Origin of the sequence: Sodalis sp. RH21, from assembly GCF_047324175.1 — a bacterium.
Taxonomy (GTDB): domain Bacteria; phylum Pseudomonadota; class Gammaproteobacteria; order Enterobacterales; family Enterobacteriaceae; genus Acerihabitans.
Genome location: NZ_CP178732.1, coordinates 4,226,319 through 4,250,920, shown reverse-complemented (window position 1 = coordinate 4,250,920; position 24,602 = coordinate 4,226,319). Strand labels below are relative to the sequence as shown.

Here is a 24,602-nt window from a genome sequence, read left to right as displayed (position 1 = left end):
TATGAACAATGAAGAAATATGTCCGGCCTATACGAAACTACATATAATTTAATCGTTATTTTTAGGCTACTCCCGATACGTATATGTTACGATATCCCCATACCGCCGGTCTGATTTTTCAGTAACGTCAGCCTCTTTTATCTACCTTTATTGGCGCACATTTCCGATAACCCAGATAACCAGACGCTTGATGAAGCGGGCCTGCTTTTCATGACAATGCCGTGCGCTATTTAATTACGCCGCCGCCAGTGTGAAGAAAAGGATGATTACATCTTTTACCTGACGAATGCGGATGCGTAGTGTCATATAACAGACGAACCGGGAGACGGGCGCTTTTATGCCGCTCTTCCAATAATATTATGAAGAATAGATGAAATGGCCCACCCTCAAAAATTTTCCCTTAAGTTGTTACATCCGCGTTATTGGCTTACCTGGTTTGGGCTGGGTGTGCTGTTCCTGCTAGTCCAGTTGCCTTATCCGGTCTTGTATCTTCTCGGGGGATGGCTTGGACGCCTGTCCATGCCGTTTCTTAAACGCCGCGCCGCCATTACCCGCCGCAACCTGGAACTGTGTTTTCCTAATATGGATAAGGATAAGCTGGAGCGGACGATTATCGGCAATTTCACTTCCGCCGGCATGGGCCTGATGGAAACGGGCATGGCCTGGTTCTGGCCCGATAAGCGGGTTAAACGCTGGTTTGATGTGTACGGCTTACAAAATTTGCAGCGGGCGAATGAGCATAATCAGGGCGTCATGGTCATCGGCATCCATTTTATGTCCCTTGAATTGGGCGGCCGCGTTATGGGGCTGTGCCAGCCGATGATGGCGATGTACCGGCCGCATAACAACAAGGCGATGGAGCTGGTGCAAACCTGGGGCCGGATGCGCTCCAATAAAGCCATGCTGGATCGCAAGGATTTGCGCAGCATGATCCAGGTATTAAAACAGGGCGAAACGGTCTGGTTTGCCCCGGATCAGGATTATGGCCCCAGCGGCAGCATCTTTGCCCCGTTCTTTGCGGTTAACCAGGCGGCCACTACGCGCGGCACGTATACCCTGGCGCGGCTCGCTAAACCCAAACTGGTGCCGGTGGTGCTGATTCGTAAAAAAAATGGCCAGGGCTACCGCCTGCTGATCCAGCCGCAGCTGGATGATTACCCCCTGGATAATGAAATGGCCGCCACCTGCTATATGAATAAAGTGGTCGAACAGGAAATTATGCGTGCGCCGGATCAATATCTTTGGATGCACCGCCGCTTCAAGACCCGCCCCTCGGGCGAACTCTCCCTGTATATTTAGCCGCCGTTTACGTCCCTGGCTGGCGCATATTGACTCATTATCGCGGGAAATAGGGCTATTTACGGGCCCTGCTCGCCCAATCGCCAAAATGAATATTTTTTATACTACACCCTTGATTTTATCGTTTAGGAAATCATGGGAAATGGACATGGCGCGATATCAGGCGTGGATGTTGGTGTACGTATTGAGCGGGTTTTTTTGGCTTGCTCTGGGCTATATTATTTTTCGGTTATTTTAATGTTAATTTTTGTCAAAGAAATGCCGATGCGAGTGCCAATACTGTTGCCATAAAGCTGCAATTTACTAAATGAATGTGCGCTGCCCGGCATGGCTTGCTTTTTAGGAATAATCTTAAGATAATAGAAAGCGCCAATGTAAGCTTTATGCTCAGTCGGTATAATTATCCATGGCTTAATTTGTCATACAAAGCTATTGAAAAGCATCACTATTTTATTTCACTTCGCACGCTGCGGCGGGGGATGGCGATCGGCCAGGCCGGGTATCTTAAATTTTGTTACTAATATTACAAAAAATTACCAGTACACCTTCTGTCCTGATTCGCTACACTAGCAGCCTTTCTTTACTCGCTGGTTTAAAAACCCAAACATCATTTTATAGGTAAATTATGTTACGCAATGGTCGCTCTCGGGCAGTATGGCTTCTGACTATCCTGGGAATGTCCCTGGCTAGTTTCTCGACTTTTGCTGATACCGATATTTTTACCGCGTTAGACGATCCTTCTACCGCGAAAAAAAGTTTCGATGGCAATGTCCAAGCCGGTTATAACGCGCAGTCAGGCAATTCCACCAGCTCCGCGCTGGCGGCCAGCAGCACCATGACCTGGTTCCAGCCGACCAATGCCTACAGTATCTGGGGCGAAGCGGTGAACAACTCCACCGACAATGAACGGTCGTCTGAGAAATACCAGGCGGGCGCTCGTGCGCGTCATAATATGGATGCCGATAACTTCCTGTTCACCCAGGGCAGCTGGCTGAGCGACCGTTACAATGGCTATCGTTCACGGGATACGCTGACCGCCGGTTATGGCCGTCAGGTCCTGAACGGGCCGATTACCCATCTGCGTCTGGAAGCGGGTCCTGGCGTCAGGCACGATGAGTTCCAGGGCGGCGGCAACCAGACCAAGGCCCTGGCCTATGGCGCAGCCTCCTACTCATACCAGTTGACCGACAATGCCCAGTTCATCCAGGGTGTTTCGGTTTTGGGTAATGAAGATATCACGGTCAACTCCGAGACCGGGCTTAATGTCTCCATTAACAGTCACTTCGCCTTGAAAGTGACTTATGACGTGACCTATAACAGCAGCACGCCGGACAGTGCGCCGAAGCATACCGATACCAAAACCGCGGTTTCGCTGGTCTACGGTCTCTGATAGGCGCGCGGCTTTAGGTTAAAATGTTATTTTGGTATTTTTTGTCACGTATTAGCGATCTTAAGCTGGACAAAGGGCTTGCCAATTGCTGTACTAGTACCCGACACAGAGTTTGTGTCTATCATTTATTTAAAGGTAAGTTTGATGTCTAAGATTAAAGGTAACGTTAAGTGGTTCAATGAATCTAAAGGATTCGGTTTCATTACTCCTGAAGATGGCAGCAAAGACGTATTCGTACATTTCTCCGCCATTCAGAGTAATGGTTTCAAAACGCTGGCCGAAGGCCAACGTGTGGAATTTGAAATCACTAACGGCGCCAAAGGCCCTTCGGCTGCTGACGTTACAGCTATCTAAAATAGCCAGATTCCTGAAAAACCCGCTTAATGCGGGTTTTTTTATGCCTGAATCGCGCCGATGACGCTCATAGGGGAACCGGCGGGCCGAACATATTGACCAGCGCCATGGCCAGCAGCGTCATGGCCAGCGAGCCGACCAGGTTCAACAGAATATTGACCCCCGCCCACATTAATTGCCCGCCGATCATCAGCGACACGACTTCGGCCGAGAACGTTGAAAAGGTAGTCAATCCGCCGCAAAAGCCGGTGGTGATAAACACCTTCCACACCGGATCGATCTGCGTGGTCCGGATAAACAACGCCATGCACAGGCCGATAATAAATGCGCCGATCAAATTGACCGCCAGCGTGCCGGCCGGGAACGGCAGTCCGTTACCATTAAACTTCAGGCTAATCAACCAGCGCAGCACGCTGCCGAGTCCGCCGCCGATAAACACGGCTGAGAAAAGGGTAAACATAAAGACCTTTCATTGGATTTGGGGAGTGGGAAACTCAGAGAAGCGAACATGAAGCCACGTTCCCCTCGCCAAGCAGGTAAACGTAGACATCATCAGCCATAACGGCGGTTAAAGGAGGAATGCCATCTCCTGTGAGGATTATACATGACTTTGGCCGGCTGCACAGTACCCTCATGCCGCGGAGCCCTCATGCTGGCAGGCCAGCATGAGGGCATCGGCCACCAGACCCACCCGATCGGCCGTGAGCAGGGAAGTGGAGACCCGGATAAACCGGCTGTCGCCAAGACTGTGGCGTTTGCCCGGCGTAACCGCGATCCCATGGGCCGCCAGCGTCACCAGGGCATACTGCTCCGACATCACCGGTAGCCATATGCTCAGCCCATCCCTGTCGGGCAAGATCATTCCCCGCTGCGCCAATGCTTGCACCAGCGCGCGTCGGCGTGCCGCATAACAGTCTTTGGCGGCGGTAATCACCTCCTGCGTGGCGCCGTCTTCAATCATCCAGGCTACCGCTTCTTGCAAAATCCGGCTGGTCCAGCTGGCGCCAAAGTTACGTACGGATTGTATGCGGCGGATAATATCATGGGAGCCGGAAATCACCGCCAGCCGCAAGTCGGGTCCGTAGGCTTTGGAAAACGACCTGATATGCACCGTGCGATCCGGCAATGCCCGGCCCAGGCTGTAAACCGGATGGCGCGAAAGTTCGCCGATGCCGTCATCTTCAATCACCAGCGTCGCCGCCGCCGCGAGCCTGGCGGTCATAGCATCGGCTCTTTGCCGGGTGACGGTATGGCCGGTGGTGGAATGGGTACGCGGCTGGTAGATAAAGGCCACCGGCTGGCGTCTGAGCGCGGCCTCCAGGCCCGCCAGACCCGGTCCGGCTTCGTCGCAGGGCACGGCAATGATCTCCGCCCCGAGATTATCCAGCATATCCAGTAACCGCGTGGCGGTCGGATCTTCGATGGCCACCGGCGCTCCTGGCATTATCAGCGTTTGCAACGTTTGGTACATGGCGTCGAACCCGCCGTCGGCCGCCAGGAACGCCTCGGCGGCGTAGGGCCAGCGCGGCTGGACGACCCCTTGTAACCGCTGGCTGATGGGTTCGCGCCGGTAGCTGTTTACATTGGCCGCCAGGGCGCCTTGCGTCAGCGCCTGTTGCAGATTGGGCAAATACGCCACGTCGGGGGCGGCCAGCGTCAAGTCGGCAATAATATTGCCGCCGAAGTTGCCTATGGCCTCAAACCTGGCCGGACGCGGGGTCACGATATTGGCGCAGACCCATACCCCGTTTCGCCCCGTGCCGGCGATAACCTTTTGCCGGCGCAACTGCCCCCACGCCGCGGATACCGTGGCCGGACTGACGTCGAGGGCCGACGCCAGGTCCCGCACCGCCGGCAACCGGCAGCCGACGGGAATGGCGCCGCTGCTGATTAATGTGGCCGTGCCCAGGGCAATGCCTTTAATGGTGCGATCGTGAATACGCACGGCCAGCCAGTCGGACGATAAAATGTGATCCATAAGAATAAACTTTGTACAGTAACAAAGTTGTCATTGTACATTGAACAAAGTGGTTTTAGTATCGAAATTAACCAATCATGGCCGTTTTGGTCTAAAACTGTTAATGACCGGTAAAATTTTTGCCGGCAATGGAGAACAACGTGGCGCTTACTATCAGGCTGGCGGTCCGGGACTGGGATTATTTCACCCCCCTGGCGCTGGGCGATCTGAAACCGCAGGGATTTTCTTTGACCATCGACCGCGTGGGCACGCTGGTGGATAACCTGGCCACCCATGCCGACTACGACGCGGGCGAAGTTTCTTTTAGCCGTTACGCGCAGGCGGTCGCCAGGGGGGATAATTCACTGCTGGCGATACCTCATTTCCTGATGCGCGGTTTTCGGCAGCGCTGCATCATTACCACCAAAGGCAGTCCCCTGACGTCATTGGGACAACTGCGCGGCAAGCGTATCGGCTTGACCGGCTGGCAGGACTCCGGCAATACCTGGACCCGCACCCTGCTGCGCCGCGAAGGGGTGGGGATTAGCGATGCCACCTGGTGGGTCGGCCGGCTTACCGAAGATCATCCGGTCGTGGATCGCCTGGCGGGGTTTGGCCGCCCGGGGCATATCGAAGCCGCGCCGGGCGAACGGCCGCTGCTGGCGCTGCTGCGCGAAGGCGCGCTGGATGCGGTATTCACGCCCTTTATGCCCAGCGGCTTTTTTGCCCCGGAGTCCGATTTGCGCCAGCTACAAGTTGATTTTCGCCAGGCGGAACTCGATTACTTTAACCAGGTGGGGTATATCCCGGGCATTCATGTGCTGGGGATAAAACCGGCGCTGGCGGCGGCCCATCCCGGACTGGCGCAGGCATTAAGCGATATTATCGGCCAGTCGGCCCGGATGTGGCATGACAAACGGGTAAAATACGCCGATACCACGCCCTGGCTGATGGATGATTTAGCTCGCACCGCGCGGGATCTGCCCGCTGGCTGGAACGATAATGGCTTTGACGCCAATTACCAAATGGCGGCGGATTTCGCCGGCGAACTTTTTGAGCAAGGGTTGACCCCGCGGCGCCTTGAGCCGGCGGAATTATTTCCCAACCCGTTACCCTAATCAGCAGGAGAATCGATTATGAAAGTCGCTTTAGGACAATTTGCCGTAGATCGGGTGTGGGAAAATAATTTACAAACCTGCCTGGGTCTGATGGATCGCGCCCAAACGGGCGGAGCCGATTTGCTGGTTCTGCCCGAAGGTATCCTGGCCAGGGATATCGCCGACCCCGATCTGACCCTCAAATCGGCCCAGCCGCTGGACGGCCCTTTTGTCAGCGGACTATGCGCCGCCAGCCGGGGATCGTCCCTCACCACGATGCTGAGCGTCCATACGCCGACCGGCGACGGGCATGCATTCAATGTACTGATCGCGATCCGCAACGGCGAAATTATCGCCCGCTATCGCAAGCTGCATCTTTACGATGCGTTTGCCGTACAGGAGTCGACCAATGTCACTCCGGGCACCGAGGTGCCGCCGCTGGTGGACGTGGCGGGCATGAAGGTGGGGCTGATGACCTGCTATGACGTCCGCTTCCCCGAGCTGGCCCGCCGGCTGGCGCTGGACGGCGCCCAGGTGCTGGTGCTGCCGGCCGCCTGGGTCAAAGGGCCGCTTAAAGAAATGCACTGGCAGGTATTGGTGACGGCGCGCGCGCTGGAAAATACCTGCTATATGGTGGCGGTCGGTGAGTGCGGGGAACGCAATATCGGCAATAGCCTGGTAGTGGACCCATTGGGCGTCGCTATCGCCCATGCCGCCGAAGCGCCGGCGCTGGTGTTCGCCGACCTGGACCCCGAGCGGGTCTCCCATGCGCGGCGCGTGCTGCCGGTGCTGGAAAATCGCCGTTTCGCCACGCCGCAGCTGCGCGGGCGTTAAGCCGCGAACCGCCTTATGGGCGGCCTACTCACATAGGGGAATGTAATGAAATATATGAAAAAAATACTGGGCGCCATGCTCTGTCTGGCATTGTCGGGCACGGCGCTGGCGGCTGATGCGCTGCCGGCGCAGACCCTGGATAGCGCGCTGCATGCCAAACTGCCCCCGGATATTCAGCAATCCGGCCGGATTATTTCGGTCAATAACGGCTCGTTTCCCCCGTATGAAATCGCCACCAGTACCCATTCGCTGGAGGGCGCCAGCGCCGACCTGGCCGATGCCCTGGCCCAACTGCTGGGCGTGAAGGTCGAACATGCTTCGGTGAGCGGACTATCCGGCGTGCTGAGCGGGATTAATTCCGGGCGCTATCAGATGGCCCTCGGACCGATCGGCGATTTTCCCGATCGCGAACAAAAAAATGATTTTATCGATTTTGTGCAAGAGTTTGTGGTATTCGCGGTGCCAAAGGGCAATCCGCTCGGCATACAAAGCCTTGATGATACCTGCGGCAAGCGTATCGCGGTCATGGCGGCCGGTTCGGCGGAGCAGGTGATCCGCAAACAGTCCGCCGCCTGTGTCTCCGCGGGCAAGCCCGCCGTCACCGTGGCCTCGTTCACCGATCAGCCCACCTCCGTGCTGGCGGTGCGTTCCGGCCGGGTGGATGCCTTTTTCTCTTCCCAGGCCCCCTTGACCTATTTTGTCGCGCAAACCAACGGCCAGTTGGAGTTAACCGGTCTGGGTAAAGCCAATGGCTTTGGCGATTTGTTCCAGGGATCGGTGGTGCCGAAAGACTCGCCGTTGGGCGCGGTCGTGCTGGAAGCCTACCAGAAACTGTTTGATAACGGCACCTATGCCGCCATCATGAAAAAATGGCATCTGGAAGGCAATATGATTAAAGCGCCGGGGCGTAACCTGGCCAGCGCCGGAGGTGCCAAACCATGACCACCCGCTCGCCTGATTCATCGTTGACCTCCGCCACCGATCGGCAGCGCGACGTGCGTTATGCGCGGGCGCCGGGCCGCTTGGGACACAGGCTGCTATGGGTGGTGGTATTACTTCTCGCCGCCAATGTGCTGTGGATTATCGGTAATAATAAAAACTTTGAATGGGGCGTGGTCGCGCAGTGGTTCACCGAAGCGTCGGTTATCCGGGGCCTGGGCGTCACTTTGGGCCTGACGGTGATCTCCATGGTGCTGGGCGTGATGCTGGGGCTGTTGCTGGCGGTGGCGCGGTTGTCCGATCATCGGTTGCTGCGCGGGCTGGCGGGGCTGTATATTTGGTTTTTCCGCGGAACGCCGCTGCTGGTGCAGTTAATCTTCTGGTATAACCTGTCGACGCTGTTTCCCCACGTTACCCTCGGCCTGCCATTTGTCGGGCCGGTATACGCCAGCTGGAACACCAACGATCTGATCACGCCGCTGACCGCAGCCATCGCCGGCCTGGCGCTGAACGAGGCGGCGTATATGGCGGAAATTATTCGCGCCGGGTTATTGTCGGTGGACGCCGGCCAGGTGGAAACCACCCAGGCGTTCGGCATGAGCCGCGGCCGGGCCTTGCGGCGCATTATTATTCCCCAGGCCATGCGTTCGATTATTCCCCCCACCGGCAATCAGCTGATCAGCATGATCAAAGCGACGTCGCTGGTGAGCGTCATCGCCATGGGCGATTTACTGTATTCGGTGCAATCCGTCTATAACCGCACCTTTGAAGTGGTGCCGATGCTGATGGTGGCGGTGATTTGGTATTTAATCATTACCTCGGTGCTGAACGTGGCGCAGTCGGGGATTGAACGCTATTACGCGCGCGGCACCCGGCGCAGCGAAACCGTTAGCCGCCGCCGTTCTCCCCCGGCGGATAACGGCGCCCGGCAGCTCGCCGCAGGAGAAAAAATATGATGCAGTCGACATCGGCGCCGCTGGTATGCGCGCGGGACGTGCATAAAAGCTACGGTGATAACGAGGTGCTCAAGGGCATTAATATGGAGGTTCATCCGGGCGAAGTGGTGGTTATTCTCGGGCCTTCAGGTTCTGGCAAATCCACCTTCCTGCGCTGCATCAATCATCTGGAGGATATGAATCAAGGCTCGATTATCGTCGGCGATCACCAGGTGGGCTATCAGCTGAAAAAAGGCGTGCTGCATAAACTTTCCCCGCGGGCCATCGCGCGCCAGCGGCAGGAAATCGGCATGGTATTCCAGCAATTTAATCTTTATCCCCATATGACCGTATTGCAAAATATCATCGAGGCGCCCATCGGCGTGCATAAGCAAAGCCGCCAGGAAGCGGTGCGCTACGCGCGCGAGTTACTGCAAACGGTGGGATTAAGCGAAAAGGCAGATGCTTATCCGCGCCATCTGTCCGGCGGCCAGCAGCAGCGGGTAGCCATCGCCAGGGCCTTGGCCATCCGCCCGCGGCTAATGCTCTTTGATGAACCGACCTCGGCGCTGGACCCGGAACTGGTGGGCGAGGTGTTGGGCACCATGCGCAATCTGGCGGATCGGGGGTTGACGATGATCGTGGTGACCCATGAAATCGGTTTTGCCCGCGAAGCGGCCGACCGGGTGATTTTTATGGATCAGGGCGTGGTGGTGGAGCAGGGCGTCCCGGAAGAAGTCCTGGTGAATCCGCAGCATCCGCGCACCCGGGCTTTTTTAAGCCGTTTTTTATGATAAAACCGGCGAATGTCCTTTTTTGCCGGACCGGCAGGTGAATCTGTTACAGATATCTCTTGTAATGCAGGGGCAATAGCGGTAAAAAGCGGTTAACATTAATAATCGCTGTTTTTATCAGCAAGCGTTAATCAAGAAGGTGAGTATGGAAGGTCTAAGCATTACCAAACTGTTAGTAATCGGCGCCTTGATTGTGCTGCTGTTCGGTACCAATAAATTGCGCAGCCTGGGCGGCGATCTGGGTGCGGCAATCAAAGGCTTTAAAAAGGCCATGAACAGCGACGACGCCGCCGCGCAGAAAACCCAGCCTGACGAAGCGGTAGCGCCGCAGGTTACGGAACGTAAAGAGTAAGTCACGCCCTGAACGGCGGTTTATCTTAGCGGGTTAATCCAGCTAAATAAAAAGGATGGCATCGCGCCCATCCTTTTTTTTGCTGCGTTGAGGAAAACAGGTAACCAAATGTGTCGGCGGTTATTTTACCTCAATGCCTTTCGCCTGCAGATCGGCATGGTAGGACGAGCGTACAAACGGACCGCATGCCGCGTGGGTAAAGCCCATAGCCAGCGCTTCCGCTTTCATCTCATCGAATTCCTGCGGACTCACGTAGCGCTTCACCGCCAGATGATGGCGGCTGGGCTGCAAATACTGCCCCAGGGTCAGCATGGTCACGCCGTGGCGGCGCAGGTCGCGCATCACGTCGACGATTTCAGCATTGGTTTCGCCCAGGCCCACCATCAGGCCGGATTTGGTCGGCAGCTCGGGGTGGGCTTCTTTAAAGCGCTCCAGCAGTTTCAACGACCAGGCATAGTCGGCGCCGGGGCGAACCTGGCGGTATAATCGCGGCACATTTTCCAGATTATGGTTAAACACATCCGGCGGCGCGGCGTTGATGATTTCCAGCGCGCGATCCATGCGGCCGCGAAAGTCCGGCACCAGCGTTTCAATTTTGATGGTGGGGTTTTTCGCGCGGATAGCGCTGACGCAGTCGGCAAAATGCTGTGCGCCGCCGTCGCGCAGATCGTCGCGATCCACCGAGGTGATGACCACATAGCGCAGCCCCATATCCGCAATGGTCTGGCCCAGTTTCTCCGGCTCATTGGCATCGGGAGCGGTAGGGCGGCCGTGCGCCACGTCGCAGAACGGGCAGCGGCGGGTACAGATCGCCCCGAGAATCATAAAGGTGGCGGTGCCGTGGTTAAAGCATTCGGACAGATTCGGGCAGGAGGCTTCTTCGCAGACCGAGTGCAGGCCGTTTTTGCGCATGGCGGCCTTGATCCCCTGAATACGCGTGGAATCCGACGGCAATTTGATCTTCATCCATTCCGGTTTGCGCAGTAATTCCTGCCGCTCCACCACCACGGTTTTGATCGGGATTAAGGCCATTTTATCGGCATCGCGGTATTTTACGCCGCGTTCCATCTGTATCGGTTTACTCATAAGCTTGCTGGTCCCGTCCCGAATTTGACAGTATGAATTTAAACACATTCACTCTGTTACGTGATTGTTCAAATATATTTGATAAAACATCACAAATTATAACATGGTTAGCCGGCGGCTTTCAGCCCAAAAAAGCGATTATTGCTAAATGCGCGCCGGCCGATGCTGCGCGATTAAGCCGCATCGGCGCGCCGCCGGCAACGCTTGCAATCACCGCGGAGCGTCGGCGGCCTGGCGTCCGGCGTCTTCCGCCTGGTTGCCAACATAGTCAGCCGCGTTCCAGGGCACCGCCTGGGCGGGCGGATCGCCGAGCAAAGCGAGCAGCGCCGCGGTGAGCACCGGCGCCACATCATCCAGGCGGGTGCCGGGCGCGAGGTCCGACACCTGGGTCATGCGCAGGCCGGCGTAACCGCAGGGGTTGATACGCAGGAACGGCGAGAGATCCATATCGATATTCAACGCCAGGCCGTGGAACGAGCAGCCCTTGCGGATGCGCAGTCCCAGCGAGCAAATCTTGTCGTCGCCCACGTAGACGCCCGGCGCGTCGGCGCGGGCGCGGGCGTCGATGCCGAAACGGGCCAGGGTGGCCACCACCGTATCTTCCAGCAGGGTGACCAATTGCCTGACGCCGAGTTTGCGGCGTTTCAGGTTAAGCAGGACATACACGATCTGCTGACCGGGGCCGTGAAAGGTGACCTGGCCGCCGCGATCGCTTTGGATCACCGGGATGGCGCCCGGCATCAGGATATGTTCGGCTTTGCCCGCCTGGCCCTGGGTAAATACCTGGGGGTGCTGCACCAGCCAGATTTCGTCCGGGGTGGCGCCATCCCGGCGGTCGGTGAATACATGCATGGCCCGCGACACCGTTTCATAGGGTAGCAGCCCAAGCTGGCGAATATTGATGATATCCTGCGACACGTGCGGCTCCTGGTTTACATCACCATGCGGACCAAATCGAGATTACCCAATTCTTCATACAGCGCTTCGACCTGCTCGATATGCGTGGCGGTAATGGTAATGGACACCGCCTGGTAGTTGCCTTTGCTGCTGGGTTTAACCTGCGGCGTGTAATCGCCCGGGGCGTGGCGCTGTATGACCTCGACCACCTGATCGACCAGTTGCGGATGGGCGATGCCCATCACTTTATAGGTGAACGAGCAGGGGAATTCGAGCAGTTCATTCAGTTTGGTTTTCATTAGCGCTCCGGGGGCTGAAAACATCACTCCCGCCTGGGCGGGAGTGATGGGGGATGACAGTATTATAGGGGGGCGGGTTTACCCCTGACAAGCGCGGCGGGAATTAAGCGAACCAATGATGGAACATCAGTTTGATATAATCGACGATCCGGCTGAAAATATTGCCTTCCTGCACTTCGCTCAATACCACCAGCGGGTGCTGATCGATAGTCTTGCCGTCCAGCTGGAAGTTGATGGTGCCCACCTGCTGGCCCTTGGCCAACGGCGCGCGCAATTCTTTATTGACCAGGGTATAGCTGGCTTTCAAATCCTTCATGCGGCCGCGGGGAATGGTCAGGTAAGCGTCGGTATCGACGCCCAGCTTGACGTTGTCGGTATCGCCGAACCATACCGGCTCGGAGGCGAATTCCTTGCCGGCTTTCAGCGGCGCCACGGTTTCAAAGAAACGGAAACCCCAGGTCAGCAATTTACGGGTTTCGTTTTCACGTCCCTTGGGCGAATGGCCGCCCATGACCGCCGAAATCAGGCGCATCTGGCCTTCGGTAGCCGAGGCCACCAGGTTAAAACCGGCGGAATCGGTATGGCCGGTTTTGATGCCGTCCACGTTCAGGTTGGTATCCCACAATAAGCCGTTGCGGTTCATCTGCCGGATATTATTGAAGGTGAATTCCCGCTCTTTATAGGTGGCGTATTCGGCCGGCACATCGCGAATCAGCGCCTTGCCTATCATGGCCATATCGCGGGCGGAGCTGAACTGGCCCGGCGCGTCGAGCCCGTGCACGGTCTCGAAATGGGTATTGGGCAGGCCCAGCGCCTTGACGTAATTGTTCATCAGGCCGACAAAGGCGTCCTGGCTGCCGGCGACATAATCCGCCATGGCGACGCAGGCGTCATTGCCCGACTGGAGGATAATGCCGCGGTTAAGTTCCGAAACCGGCACGCGATCGCCTGGTTTGAGAAACATCAGCGACGACCCTTTAAACACCGGATTGCCGGTCGCCCAGGCGTCTTTATTCACGGTGATGATATCGGTAGGGGTGATTTTACCGGATTTGATGGCCTGGCCGATGACATAACTGGTCATCATTTTGGTCAGGCTTGCCGGATCGCGGCGCGCGTCGGCATTTTGTTCCGCCAGCACTTTGCCGGAATTATAGTCAATCAGGATATAGGTTTCGGCATCTATTTGCGGCACGCCGGGAATCATGGTCTTCAGATTCACATCGTCGGCATGGCTATAAGACAGGGGAATCAGCGCAATAAGGGTGCTTAAGGCTAAGCGCTTGAATAAAAGATGGCTCATTACTTTATTCATGTCAGGACAACAGCATCCGTGGGAGTAAGTTAAAATCGTGCCACACTATAGCAGAAGTAAAAAAGGCCGGCATCAGGCAATCCGTCTCCTGACGGGGGATAACCTTTTAAGAATGTTTCTGCCGGCCGCCGTGGCGATTGACGTTAATCGGTCGCGGTGGTGATAAACGATTGCTGCTGCGCTTCGCTGGTTAACCGCTGTTGCAGCGCGCCGGCCTGCTGTTTGGAACTGAACGGCCCCAGTTGCACCCGGAACATGGCGCCGTTGGCGGTCACCTTGCCGGGTACGCCGAAGCGCTGGCTCAGGCTTTTTTGCCAGGTCATCGCCCGCTGCCGATCGCCCAATGCGCCCACCTGCACCACATAATGTCCGGACGCCGGCGCTGCCGACGCTGCCGGCGCAGCGGCCTGCGACGAGGCGCGGGTGCTGACGATCGGCCCTGGCTGCGCTACCACCGGCGGCGCGGGCTGCGATACTGCCGGCGCAGACGGTTGCGATACCACCGCGGCCGGCTCATCGGATTCAATCACGCCGGCCGGCAGGGCGGAAGGGGTGCCGAGAAAGCCGCCGCTCCGGCTCTGAGCGCCGTCGTTGTCGGTTGGCGCGGGGGCGGCGGACTCGTCGTCGGCCGCCGGCTGGCCATTTTGATCCGGGTCGGCCACGGGACGCACCGGCGCACTATCCGGCACCGACGCGGGCTGCAGCACCGGCGTGCCCATGTCGCTGCTGCCCAGGGTGGGCCGGGGCGGCAGCGCGTAATTCTGCTTGGCCACCACCGTACCGATGGTGCCGGGACCGGACAGCGTACCGTCCGGCGCGACCTGGATAAAGTCGACCCGCACCTTGCTGTTGTTGGAGGTATTGAGCCGATCGGCGGCCGCCCGCGACAGGTCGATAATGCGCCCCGGGACATACGGGCCGCGGTCATTGACCCTCACCACCAGTTGGCGGCCGTTGCTGAGATTGGTGACGCGCACGTAGCTAGGCAGCGGCAGCGTCGGATGCGCGGCGGTCAGGGCTTCGGCGTCAAACTGCTCGCCGGTGGCGGTTTGGTTGCCGCTGGCCTCGGCGCCATAAGAGCTGGCCAGCCCGGTTTCACTGAAATTCTGCGGGTTTTTAACAATACGGTAGGTTTTGCCATTGACCTCATAGTCCTGGCTGGTAGCCGGGTTATAGGGCTCGTAGCGCGGTTCGACGCCGCTGATTTCCACTACCGGCCCGTTGTAGGCCGCCGGCGCCGCGGTCTGCTCCGGCGCGTTTTCCGTGGTGCTACATGCCGTGAGCAATAACCCAATCACGCCGATCCAGTGCCATTCCTTACGCATTGCTCACCTCTATAAATTTTTAGACAACATTTTCCGATGAGTATGTATCGACATGACGATACCAAACCCGGCCATCAGCACGATTAATGCCGAGCCGCCGTAGCTGACCAAGGGCAGCGGGACGCCGACCACCGGTAAGATACCACTTACCATGCCGATATTCACGAAGACGTAAACGAACAAAATCAGCATTAAACCGCCCGCCATGACCCGGCCGAAGGTGGTTTGCGCCTTGGCGGCGATCACCAGGCCGCGCATGATTACGCACAGGTATAGCCCTAAGAGCACCAGAACGCCAATCAGACCCAGCTCCTCGCCCAGGACGGCGAAGATAAAGTCGGTATGCCGCTCCGGCAAGAACTCCAGCTGCGACTGGGTGCCGTGCAGCCAGCCTTTGCCGCTCAGCCCGCCGGAACCGATGGCGATTTTTGACTGGATGATGTGGTAGCCGGCGCCGAGCGGGTCGGTTTCCGGATCGAGCAGCATCATCACGCGATCCCGCTGGTAATCATGCATCAGGAAGAACCACAGGATCGGGATAAACGCCGCCACCAGCAGCGCGGCCACGCCAATGAGCTTCCAGCTCATGCCGGACAGGAACAGGACGAACAGGCCGGAGGCGGCAATCAGAATGGCGGTGCCCAAATCGGGCTGGGCCGCCACCAGCAGGGTGGGCAGGAAAATCAGCACCAGGGCGATGGCGGTATTTTTCAGCGACGGCGGGCAGCTGTCGCGGTTGATAAAGCGCGCCACCATCAACGGCACCGCGATTTTGGCGATCTCCGACGGCTGGAAGCGCACGAACCCCAGATCCAGCCAGCGTTGCGCCCCCTTGCTGATCTGGCCGAAAGCATCCACCGCCACCAGCAGGATAACGCTGATAATATACAGATAGGGCGCCCAGGCCTCGTAGACCCGGGGGGGCACCTGGGCCAGCACCAGCATCACCAGCAGCCCCATGAAAATCTGGCCGATTTTACGTTCCATCATGCCGACATCCTGTCCGCTGGCGCTCCACATCACCATGGCGCTATAAGCCAGCAGGAGCGTGATCAGAAAAAGAAAGGGCACGTCGATATGGAGCTTGTTCCAGAACGCGCCGTTTTGCTGGTTATCGGTCATGATTGTTTAATCACCCTCAACGCCGGGCGGAGCAGGCTGCTCGGCCGGTAAATCGGTTGTATTGTCGCCCAGCATAATATGGTCCAGAATCTGGCGGGTTATGGTGCCCACCGCCGGGCCGATACCGCCATTTTCCAGGATCACCACCACCACTACCGTGGGTTTGTCATAGGGGGCGAACGCCGTCATCAATTTGTGATCGCGCAGACGCTCGGCAATCTTGTGCGCATTATAGACTTCATTGGCCTTCAGGCCATAGACCTGGGCGGTACCGGATTTGGCCGCCACCTTATACGGGGCGTCGGCAAAGCTTTTGCGCGCGGTGCCGTTGGGCCGGTTGGCTACGCCATACATGCCGTCCTTGGCGATTTCCCAATAACCGGAATGCGGGTCGCCGATCTGGGTGTGTTCCGGTTGACGATAGGGCACCAGCTGGCCGTTTTCCCGGGTACTGTAGAGCAAGTGCGGGATACGCACCGACCCGTCGTTTATCAGCGACATCAGCGCCTTGGACATTTGCACCGGCGTGGCCGTCCAGTAGCCCTGGCCGATGCCCACCGGAATGGTATCGCCGAGGTACCAGGGTTTTTTAAAGCGCTTGAGTTTCCATTCACGGGTCGGCATCACGCCGGAGCGTTCTTCGGAAAGATCGATGCCGGTATAGGAACCGTAACCAAATTTGGACATCCATTCCGAGAGTCTGTCGATACCCAGGTCGTAAGCCACCTGATAAAAATAGGTATCCGCCGATTCTTCCAGCGCCTTGGTGACATTAAGCCGGCCGTGGCCCCATTTTTTCCAGTCGCGGTAACGTTTTTCCGTGCCGGGCAGTTGCCACCAGCCGGGATCGAACAAAGAATAGTTGCGCGTGATGGTGCCCTGGGTCAGGGCCGACACCGCGATATACGGTTTGACCGTGGAAGCCGGCGGGTAAACGCCCTGGGTGGCGCGATTGATCAACGGCCGGTCTTCGTCTTGCAGCAGGTTGCGGTAATCCTTGCTGGAGATGCCGTCGACAAACAGATTGGGATCGTAGCTGGGATTGGACACCAGCGCACGGATGCCGCCGTCGCGCGGATCGCTGACCACCACCGCCGCCCGGCTGCCCGCCAGCAGCTTCTCGATATAGGTTTGCAGGTGCAGATCCAGCGTCAGGTAGATGTCTTTCCCGGCCTGGGGCGGCTGCTCGTGCAACTGGCGGATCACCCGGCCACGGTTGTTGACTTCCACTTCTTCATAGCCGGTCTTGCCGTGCAGGGTATCTTCGTAAAAACGCTCGATGCCGAGTTTGCCGATATCATTGGTGGCGGCATAGTTGGCGAGAATGCCGTCTTTATCCAGCCGCTCCACGTCTTTATCGTTGATTTTGGAAACATAGCCGATGACATGGGTCAGCGCCGAGCCGTAGGGATAGTAACGCCGCTGATAGCCTTTGACCTCCACGCCCGGGAAATTGAACTGATTGACCGCAAAACGCGCCTGCTGCACCTCGGTCAGGCCGACCTTGAGCGGCAGCGAGGTAAAACGGTGCGAACGGATGCGTTCTTTTTTGAAGTTGGCGATATCATCGTCGGTCAGATCGACTATCGGGCGCAGAGCGTCGATGGTTCCTTGCAGGTCATCGATTTTTTCAGGCATCAGCTCCAACTGGTAAATGGTGCGGTTCAGCGCCAGCGGGATGCCGTTGCGGTCATAAATAATGCCGCGGCTGGGCGCGATGGGCACCAGCTTGATGCGGTTTTCGTTGGATCGCGTGCGGTAGTCTTCAAAACGGGTGATTTGCAGGTGATATAGATTGGCGATCAGCACCCCGCTAAGGGCCAGGATACCGAGAAATGCCACCAGCGCCCGGCGAACAAACAGTGCCGACTCAGCTGAATAGTCGCGAAAGGGGTTATGATCTATTTTCATTCCGCGGGATTATTTCACTCTGTACATCTTCACCGGCTTATTCCCGGTGATATGGATGGTTGGTGGTAATGCTCCAGGCACGATACAGGCTCTCCGCGACTAACACCCGAACTAAAGGATGAGGCAAGGTTAAGGGCGATAACGACCAGCTTTGCTCCGCGGCCGCTTTGCACGCCGGAGCCAGCCCCTCCGGACCGCCGATCAGCAGGCTGACGTCACGGCCGTCCTGTTTCCAGCGTTCCAACTGCTGCGCCAGCGCCGGGGTTTCCCACGGGGTGCCGGGAATATCCAGCGTCACGATGCGGTTTCCCTTGCCTACCGCCGACAGCATCAGTTCGCCTTCTTTTTCCAAAATGCGCGGGATATCCGCGTTCTTGCCCCGCTTGCCGGCCGGGATTTCCTGTAATTCCAGCGGCATATCTTTTGGAAAACGGCGCAGGTAATCGGTAAAGCCGGTTTGCACCCAATCCGGCATGCGGGTGCCCACCGCTATCAGCTGGAGTCTCACCGGTTAACTCCAGAGTTTTTCCAACTCATAGAGCTGGCGGCTTTCCGCCTGCATCACGTGCACGATGACATCGCCCAGATCGACGACGATCCAGTCGGCGACTTTCTCGCCTTCGACGCCCAGGGGCATCAGGCCGGCAGTGCGGGATTCCTGTACGACGTGATCGGCAATGGACATGACATGACGGCTGGAGGTGCCGGTGCAGATAATCATGCAGTCGGTAATGCTGGATTTGCCCCGCACGTCAATGGAAATAATATCCTGGCCTTTCAAGTCATCAATTTTATCAATAACGAAATCTTTGAGCGTGTTACCTTGCAAAGGTTCCCCCTTCGGTGTGCTTTGCATGCGCAGTCTGGTGGGACAGCGCAAATATATGTGGGTTGGCGGACTGAATGACTGGCCAATACGGCAATGGGCAACGCATCAGGCGCTGGCCCCAGCCGGCGAAATAAGCCGCGCAGTATAGCATGGGCGGCACACTAGCGATATAAACCCTGTTCGTCAATATAACGTTGCACGGACGGCGATATCATATCGTCGCAACGCTTGCCGGCGTGGCGGCGTTCCCGGATCAATGAGGCTGAAATAGCCATCTGCGGCGTCGGCGCCAAATAGATGAGCCCGGCCGGCTGGCGGTGCAATTGCCGGATATCGCTGGTCAGCCGCGCCTCCAGCCACGCTTGCAGGGCCGGGGTAGACATAGTAGCGCCATATCCCGGTCTGGCGCAAACCAGCAGATGGCACGTATCCAGCAGTTCCAGACCCCGGTGCCATTGCGGCAGGGTCAGCAGGGAGTCCTGGCCGATGATAAACCCCAGCGGCGCGTCCTCTCCGCGTTCGCGGCGCAGCGTTTCAAAGGTTTCCACCGTCCAGGAGGGATTGTCGCGCCGCAGCTCCCGGTCATCGATATCAAACAGATTGCCGCCCGCGTCGGCGATGGCCAACTGCACCATGGTGAGGCGCTGCAGCGGGCTGGCTTCCGGCTGCGGACGGTGGGGGGGGACGTTATTGGGCAGCAGGGTAACCCGTTGCAACCCCACCATTTTGGCCAGCGCGACCGCCGGTTTGATATGACCGTAATGAATGGGATCGAAAGTGCCGCCGAACAGCGCGGCCAGGGTGCCGGGAAACGGGGCGGCAGTAGTGGGTTCAGACATACGGCTGGGTCTCGGGCAGGTTTTTACCACATAACAATAGCGACAAGGCATCAAGGTCGGTCCAGACCGGATAGCCATAGTCCTGCTTAAGCGCGATTTCCAGGCGGGTCATTTGCGCTACCGCATGATGCAGCTGGCGCGGGGAGAGGCGCTGCAAGGCCTGGGTGAGCAGCGGCCGGCGGTTCTGCCACACTTTATGCTGATCGAACAGGCCGCGCAGCGGCGCCTGCTGCATTTGCCGCTGCAGCGTGAGCAGCAGCAACACTTCTCTTTGCAGGGTGCGCAGCAAAATCACCGGTTCGCTGGCTTCCTGGCGCAGCTGTCGCAGGATATGCCCGGCCCGCTTGCTTTTGGCGGCCAGCAGCGCGTCGACCCAGTGGAATGGCGTAAAGTGCGCGGCATCGTTTACCGCGGTTTCCACCCGCGGCAGGGTCAGGCTGCCGTCGGGATAAACCAGGGACAGCCGTTCCAATGCCTGGGACAGGGCCAGCAGGTTGCCTTCATAGCAATAGCACAGCAGCTGATTGGCCGCGTCGTCCAGGGTCAGTTTCATGGCTTTGGCGCGGGCGGCCACCCAGCGGGGCAATTGCGCCTGCTCGGGAGTGGCGCAGGTGACCAGCACCGCATCGCGGCCCAGGGCTTTGAACCAGGCGCTGTTCTCCTGGCCCCGGGTAAGTTTGGCGCCGCGCAGAATCAAGAGCAAATCCGGATGGAGCAGGGTCGACAGCAAGGATAATTTTTCGCCGATAGGGGCGCTGGCGCCATTTTCCGGCAGGATTAATTGCAGGGTCTGTCGGCTGGCGAACAGGCTCATCGCCTGGCACAGGCTGAAAATTTCATCCCAGTCGGTGGTAGCGTCCAGGGTAATGCTGAAATGTTCGCTGAAGTGCTGCGATTCCGCCTGGCGGCGGATCGCATCCTGGCTCTCCTGCAATAACAGGGGATCGTTGCCGAACAATAAATAGCAGGCGCGCAGGGATTCCTGCAGCTGCGCGCCCAATTGCTCGGGGTAAAGCCTGATCATTGCACTTCCTGTGCCGCCAGGGATTTTTGCAATTTCGCATCGACGGCGCCGTTGGCCTGCTCGGCGGCATGGACCGCCAGCAGTTTGCGTACCAGCTGCTGCGCGGCCTGCTGCCGCAATTCCTGGCGAATGATATCGCTTTCGTTGTCTTTGGCGAGCGCGGTGAGCGGGTTGTCAAAGAACGAGCGGAACACGGTGATATTGATGGGGAACAAATCCTTGCCCGGCGTCAGCACTTGCGCCTGGACGTTCAACACCAGCTGGTATTCCGCGGTTTTACCATCCTGGAACACCGACACCGTGGACTGCCCTTCGTTGGACCCGGTAATGCGCAGCGACGGCAGGCGTTTGCTGCGCGGATCGCTGTCTTTGACAACGGTTACATCGCTGAGCCGCAGCTGTTCGCGCACCGAGCGGGTCAGCGGCCCGTACGGATCGTAGCTGTTAAGGGTTAAGGTCTTTAATTCATTTGGCACTTTCGTGGTGCCGCGCAGATGAAAACCGCAGCCCGCGGTGACCAGCACCGCGAACCCCAGCAACAACGCTATAGTACGATGTCGCACAACGCCTCCTTGTCTTAACCTACTACCAGGTTAAGCAATTTGCCCGGTACGTAAATGACTTTACGTACCGTGACCCCTTCAAGATGTTTCGCCACCAGGTGTTCCTGAGCGGCACGTTCGCGCACCAACGCCTCGTCGGCGTCGGCTGGCACGGTTATTCTGCCGCGCAGTTTACCATTGACCTGGATTACCACCAGCTTGGCATCTTCCACCATGGCCGCTTCGTCGGCAACCGGCCAGGCCGCGTTGTCGATATCCCCGGCGCCGCCCAGTTCCCGCCACAGCGCGAAGCTGGCGTGGGGAGTGAACGGATAGAGCAAACGCACCACGACCAGCAGCGCTTCTTGCAGCAGGGCGCGACCCTGCGCCGTTTCCTGCGGCACCCGCGCCAGCTTGTTCATCAGCTCCATTATCGCGGCAATGGCGGTATTGAAGGTTTGGCGCCGGCCGATATCGTCGGTGACCTTGGCGATGGTTTTGTGCAAATCGCGGCGCAGGGTTTTTTGCTCCTCGGTCAGCGCGGCGACGTCCAGCGCCTGCGCCGGACCCTGGGCGGTATGATCGTAAACCAGCTTCCAGACGCGTTTGAGGAAGCGGTTGGCCCCTTCAACGCCGGATTCCTGCCACTCCAGGGTCATTTCCGCCGGTGAAGCGAACATCATAAACAGCCTGACGGTATCGGCGCCGTATTTTTCCACCATGATTTGGGGATCGATGCCGTTGTTTTTCGATTTGGACATCTTGCTCATGCCGGCATAAATCAGCGCATGGCCGTCCTGGTCGGTGGCTTTGATGATGCGGCCTTTTTCGTCGCGCTCCACGTCCACGTCCACCGGCGAGACCCAAATCTGTTCGCCGCCGCTGCCCTGGTAATAAAACGCATCCGCCAGCACCATGCCCTGGCACAGCAGGCGCTTGGCCGGCTCGTCGGACGTAACCAGTCCGGCGTCGCGCAGCAGCTTGTGGTAGAAGCGGAAATACATCAGATGCATGATCGCATGTTCGATGCCGCCGACATATTGATCCACCGGCAGCCAATAATTGGCTGCGGCGGGGTCCAGCATGCCCTGGTCATAGTGCGGGCAAGTATAGCGCGCGTAATACCAGGATGATTCCATAAAGGTATCGAACGTATCGGTTTCGCGCAGCGCAGGCCGGCCGTCAACCGTGGTCTTGGCCCACTCGGGGTCGGCTTTGATCGGGCTGGTGATGCCGTCCATCACCACGTCTTCGGGCAGCAGCACCGGCAGTTGATCGTCCGGTGTGGGGATGACGGTGCCGTCTTCCAGGGTGACCATCGGAATAGGCGCGCCCCAGTAGCGCTGGCGCGAAACGCCCCAGTCGCGCAGGCGATAGTTGACCTTGCGCTCGCCGACGCCCGCCGCCACCAGCTTATCGGCGATGGCGTTGAAGCCGGCGAGGTGATCCAAGCCGTCAAATTCGCCGGAATTGAACAGCACGCCTTTTTCGGTCATGGCCTGCGCGCTCAAATCCGGCGGCGCGCCGTCGGCGGACAGGATCACCGGTTTAATGGCCAAACCGTATTTGGTGGCGAATTCCCAGTCGCGCTGATCGTGTCCGGGTACCGCCATGACCGCGCCGGTACCGTACTCCATCAGTACGAAATTGGCGACCCAAATCGGCACCGGTTCGCCGGTTAACGGATGGATGGCCGACAGGCCGGTATCCATGCCGTTTTTCTCCATGGTCGCCATTTCGGCTTCGGCCACCTTGGTATTGCGGCACTCGGCGACGAAGTCGGCCAGGGCCGGGTTGCCGGCGGCGGCTTGCAGGGACAGCGGATGGCCGGCGGCGACGGCGACATAGGTCACGCCCATAAACGTATCGGGGCGGGTGGTATATACCGACAGGGTTTCTTCGCTCTGCGCCACTTTGAATTGGATTTCCACCCCTTCGGAGCGGCCGATCCAGTTGCGCTGCATGGTCTTGACCTGTTCAGGCCAGCTTTCCAGCTTATCCAGACCATAAAGCAGTTGATCGGCGTAGGCGGTGATCTTCACAAACCACTGCGGAATTTCTTTACGCTCGACCTTGGTGCCGCAGCGCCAGCAGCCGCCGTCGATCACCTGCTCATTGGCCAGCACCGTCTGGTCGTGGGGGCACCAGTTCACCGCCGAGGTCTTTTTATAGACCAGGCCTTTTTCGTATAACCGGGCAAAGAACCATTGCTCCCAGCGATAATACTCCGGCCGGCAGGTAGTGACCTCGCGATCCCAGTCATATCCGAAGCCCAGCAATTTAAGCTGGGTCTTCATATAATCGATATTGGCGTACGTCCAGGGGGCCGGGGCGGTGTGGTTTTTTACCGCGGCGCCTTCCGCCGGCAGGCCAAAGGCATCCCAACCGATGGGCTGCAATACGTTTTTGCCCAGCATGCGCTGGTAGCGGGAGATGACGTCGCCGATGGTGTAGTTGCGCACATGGCCCATATGCAGGCGACCGGAGGGGTAGGGCAGCATGGAAAGGCAGTAGTATTTTTCCTTGCCGGCATCCTCGGCGACTTTAAACGTTTGGTGATCATGCCAGTGAAGCTGGACGTGGGATTCTATCTCTTCCGGGCGATATTGCTCTTGCATGGCAGCCAGTGGTCCTATAGTGAAATACAGCTACGCTCGCATAGCGACGCGATCCCGCGGTTCCGAGAGCGCAGCTCCGAGCGATTATAACTAAGATCCGCATAGCATAGCTGATAAGCAACAGTGGCAACAACACCCGGCGCCGCCCGGAAGCGTATTTCTGCCACAATCGCCTGGATTAGGACGATTTATGCCCCTGCGCCGTGCTTTATACCGAATGATATTACCGTTATAGACTAAAATTATCAGCATGATACCCATCAAGCCTCGCCGGGAAGATCATTTCGGTCGCGCTGGCGGAGCACAGGAGAAGATAATGGACAAGGTTGCTCAATATTACCGCGAATTACTGGCCTCCCTAAGCCAACAGCTGGAGCAGGGCGAAAGGGATATCGATTTGCTGGTGGACGATGCGCGGCAACGTTTGCTGGCAACCGGCGATTTGACCCCCGCCGAGGTGGACAATGTGACCCGGGCGGTGCGCCGCGATCTGGAGGAGTTCGCCCGCAGCTATGACGAAAGCCGGGAGCCCGATACCGACAGCGTGTTTACCCGGGTCATTAAAGAGAGCCTGTGGCAGGAACTCGCCGATATCACCGATAAAACCCAGCTGGAATGGCAGGAAGTTTTCAAGGACGTGAATCACCACGGGGTTTATACCAGCGGCGAAGTGGTGGGGTTGGGTAATCTGGTGTGCGAACGCTGCCATCATACCTTGGCGTTCTACACGCCGGAAACCCTGCCTCTATGCCCGGAGTGCGGCTTCGATCAGTTCCAGCGCCGGCCGTTTTAAGCCGGGCCGCCAGCCGGCAGCATGCCGGGCGGCAGGATCAACCCGCCGTCC

General features: G+C 58.0%; 25 protein-coding genes and 1 riboswitch. Of the genes, 10 read left to right on the top strand and 15 right to left on the bottom strand.

Translation table 11 applies throughout. The annotated features are described in order from the left end of the window. The first annotated feature begins 375 nt into the window (after positions 1-375). From lpxP to cspE, 3 genes are all read left to right on the top strand, one after another. Positions 376-1,299 (top strand): kdo(2)-lipid IV(A) palmitoleoyltransferase, encoded by a 924-nt coding sequence (lpxP, locus tag ACL2XP_RS19620; RefSeq protein WP_413734757.1) that lies wholly within the window; start codon positions 376-378, stop codon positions 1,297-1,299. A 625-nt stretch (positions 1,300-1,924) separates the two neighbouring features. Next, complete coding sequence (locus ACL2XP_RS19615) at positions 1,925-2,689, top strand: YdiY family protein (protein ID WP_413734756.1); 765 nt, start codon at positions 1,925-1,927, stop codon at positions 2,687-2,689. A 144-nt stretch (positions 2,690-2,833) separates the two neighbouring features. Beyond that, a complete protein-coding gene (gene cspE, locus ACL2XP_RS19610; protein WP_025244663.1) occupies positions 2,834-3,043 on the top strand; it encodes a transcription antiterminator/RNA stability regulator CspE in 210 nt (69 codons plus the stop codon). Positions 3,044-3,110: 67 nt separating this feature from the next. On the opposite strand, the gene crcB is transcribed toward cspE, so the two are convergent. Both crcB and ACL2XP_RS19600 read right to left on the bottom strand, forming a co-directional pair. Continuing rightward, on the bottom strand, positions 3,111-3,503 hold the full coding sequence (crcB, locus tag ACL2XP_RS19605; protein ID WP_413734754.1) for a fluoride efflux transporter CrcB: 393 nt from the start codon (positions 3,501-3,503) through the stop codon (positions 3,111-3,113). A gap of 76 nt (positions 3,504-3,579) precedes the next feature. Beyond that, positions 3,580-3,642, bottom strand: a riboswitch (Fluoride riboswitch). Between the two features lie 32 nt (positions 3,643-3,674). Continuing rightward, positions 3,675-5,021: an aminotransferase class I/II-fold pyridoxal phosphate-dependent enzyme gene (locus ACL2XP_RS19600; RefSeq protein ID WP_413734752.1), complete on the bottom strand. Its 1,347-nt coding sequence runs from the start codon at positions 5,019-5,021 to the stop codon at positions 3,675-3,677. Positions 5,022-5,149: 128 nt separating this feature from the next. On the opposite strand from ACL2XP_RS19600, the gene ACL2XP_RS19595 reads away from it, so the two are divergent. The 6 genes from ACL2XP_RS19595 to tatE all read left to right on the top strand — a co-directional run bounded on the left by ACL2XP_RS19595 (position 5,150) and on the right by tatE (position 9,951). Further along, on the top strand, positions 5,150-6,118 hold the full coding sequence (locus ACL2XP_RS19595) for a nitrate ABC transporter substrate-binding protein (RefSeq protein WP_413734750.1): 969 nt from the start codon (positions 5,150-5,152) through the stop codon (positions 6,116-6,118). A gap of 18 nt (positions 6,119-6,136) precedes the next feature. Next, the gene (locus tag ACL2XP_RS19590) at positions 6,137-6,931 is read left to right on the top strand and encodes a deaminated glutathione amidase (RefSeq protein ID WP_413734748.1); all 795 of its coding nucleotides are present in this window, start codon (positions 6,137-6,139) and stop codon (positions 6,929-6,931) included. Positions 6,932-6,985: 54 nt separating this feature from the next. Then, positions 6,986-7,873 carry an ABC transporter substrate-binding protein gene (locus ACL2XP_RS19585; protein WP_413739233.1) on the top strand — a complete coding sequence of 296 codons (888 nt, stop codon included), beginning with the start codon at positions 6,986-6,988 and terminating at the stop codon, positions 7,871-7,873. Continuing rightward, positions 7,870-8,826, top strand: coding sequence for an amino acid ABC transporter permease (locus ACL2XP_RS19580; RefSeq protein ID WP_413734747.1), 957 nt, complete (start codon positions 7,870-7,872; stop codon positions 8,824-8,826). The genes ACL2XP_RS19585 and ACL2XP_RS19580 overlap by 4 nt, the downstream gene beginning before the upstream one ends. Beyond that, the gene (locus tag ACL2XP_RS19575) at positions 8,823-9,599 is read left to right on the top strand and encodes an amino acid ABC transporter ATP-binding protein (protein ID WP_413734745.1); all 777 of its coding nucleotides are present in this window, start codon (positions 8,823-8,825) and stop codon (positions 9,597-9,599) included. Before ACL2XP_RS19580 ends, ACL2XP_RS19575 begins: the two co-directional genes overlap by 4 nt. Before the next feature lie 145 nt (positions 9,600-9,744). Then, complete coding sequence (gene tatE / locus ACL2XP_RS19570) at positions 9,745-9,951, top strand: twin-arginine translocase subunit TatE (protein ID WP_413734744.1); 207 nt, start codon at positions 9,745-9,747, stop codon at positions 9,949-9,951. A 120-nt stretch (positions 9,952-10,071) separates the two neighbouring features. On the opposite strand, the gene lipA is transcribed toward tatE, so the two are convergent. The 13 genes from lipA to leuS form a co-directional block, all read right to left on the bottom strand. Then, on the bottom strand, positions 10,072-11,037 hold the full coding sequence (lipA, locus tag ACL2XP_RS19565; RefSeq protein WP_413734743.1) for a lipoyl synthase: 966 nt from the start codon (positions 11,035-11,037) through the stop codon (positions 10,072-10,074). 210 nt (positions 11,038-11,247) lie between these two features. Further along, a complete protein-coding gene (gene lipB / locus ACL2XP_RS19560; RefSeq protein WP_413734742.1) occupies positions 11,248-11,955 on the bottom strand; it encodes a lipoyl(octanoyl) transferase LipB in 708 nt (235 codons plus the stop codon). A 14-nt stretch (positions 11,956-11,969) separates the two neighbouring features. Next, positions 11,970-12,233, bottom strand: coding sequence for a DUF493 family protein YbeD (ybeD, locus tag ACL2XP_RS19555; protein ID WP_413734741.1), 264 nt, complete (start codon positions 12,231-12,233; stop codon positions 11,970-11,972). Between the two features lie 103 nt (positions 12,234-12,336). Further along, positions 12,337-13,536, bottom strand: coding sequence for a D-alanyl-D-alanine carboxypeptidase DacA (gene dacA / locus ACL2XP_RS19550; protein ID WP_413734739.1), 1,200 nt, complete (start codon positions 13,534-13,536; stop codon positions 12,337-12,339). Positions 13,537-13,691: 155 nt separating this feature from the next. Continuing rightward, complete coding sequence (gene rlpA / locus ACL2XP_RS19545; protein ID WP_413734738.1) at positions 13,692-14,873, bottom strand: endolytic peptidoglycan transglycosylase RlpA; 1,182 nt, start codon at positions 14,871-14,873, stop codon at positions 13,692-13,694. Between the two features lie 9 nt (positions 14,874-14,882). Next, positions 14,883-15,995 carry a peptidoglycan glycosyltransferase MrdB gene (gene mrdB / locus ACL2XP_RS19540; protein WP_413734737.1) on the bottom strand — a complete coding sequence of 371 codons (1,113 nt, stop codon included), beginning with the start codon at positions 15,993-15,995 and terminating at the stop codon, positions 14,883-14,885. Positions 15,996-16,001: 6 nt separating this feature from the next. Further along, positions 16,002-17,906, bottom strand: coding sequence for a peptidoglycan DD-transpeptidase MrdA (gene mrdA, locus ACL2XP_RS19535; protein ID WP_413734736.1), 1,905 nt, complete (start codon positions 17,904-17,906; stop codon positions 16,002-16,004). 37 nt (positions 17,907-17,943) lie between these two features. Continuing rightward, positions 17,944-18,414, bottom strand: a complete 471-nt coding sequence (rlmH, locus tag ACL2XP_RS19530; RefSeq protein ID WP_413734734.1) for a 23S rRNA (pseudouridine(1915)-N(3))-methyltransferase RlmH — start codon at positions 18,412-18,414, stop codon at positions 17,944-17,946. Positions 18,415-18,417: 3 nt separating this feature from the next. Next, positions 18,418-18,735 carry a ribosome silencing factor gene (gene rsfS, locus ACL2XP_RS19525; protein WP_413734732.1) on the bottom strand — a complete coding sequence of 106 codons (318 nt, stop codon included), beginning with the start codon at positions 18,733-18,735 and terminating at the stop codon, positions 18,418-18,420. Between the two features lie 161 nt (positions 18,736-18,896). Continuing rightward, entirely contained in the window at positions 18,897-19,574 is a 678-nt protein-coding gene (gene nadD / locus ACL2XP_RS19520) for a nicotinate-nucleotide adenylyltransferase (RefSeq protein ID WP_413734730.1), read from the bottom strand. Beyond that, positions 19,567-20,598: a DNA polymerase III subunit delta gene (gene holA / locus ACL2XP_RS19515; RefSeq protein ID WP_413734728.1), complete on the bottom strand. Its 1,032-nt coding sequence runs from the start codon at positions 20,596-20,598 to the stop codon at positions 19,567-19,569. The genes nadD and holA overlap by 8 nt, the downstream gene beginning before the upstream one ends. Next, positions 20,595-21,161 (bottom strand): LPS assembly lipoprotein LptE, encoded by a 567-nt coding sequence (gene lptE, locus ACL2XP_RS19510; RefSeq protein ID WP_413734727.1) that lies wholly within the window; start codon positions 21,159-21,161, stop codon positions 20,595-20,597. The genes holA and lptE overlap by 4 nt, the downstream gene beginning before the upstream one ends. A 14-nt stretch (positions 21,162-21,175) precedes the next feature. Then, positions 21,176-23,758, bottom strand: a complete 2,583-nt coding sequence (gene leuS / locus ACL2XP_RS19505) for a leucine--tRNA ligase (RefSeq protein WP_413734725.1) — start codon at positions 23,756-23,758, stop codon at positions 21,176-21,178. A gap of 316 nt (positions 23,759-24,074) precedes the next feature. Here leuS and ACL2XP_RS19500 point away from each other — a divergent pair, with 316 nt between their 5' ends. Continuing rightward, positions 24,075-24,551 carry a zinc ribbon-containing protein gene (locus ACL2XP_RS19500; RefSeq protein ID WP_413734724.1) on the top strand — a complete coding sequence of 159 codons (477 nt, stop codon included), beginning with the start codon at positions 24,075-24,077 and terminating at the stop codon, positions 24,549-24,551. Positions 24,552-24,602 lie beyond the last annotated feature (51 nt).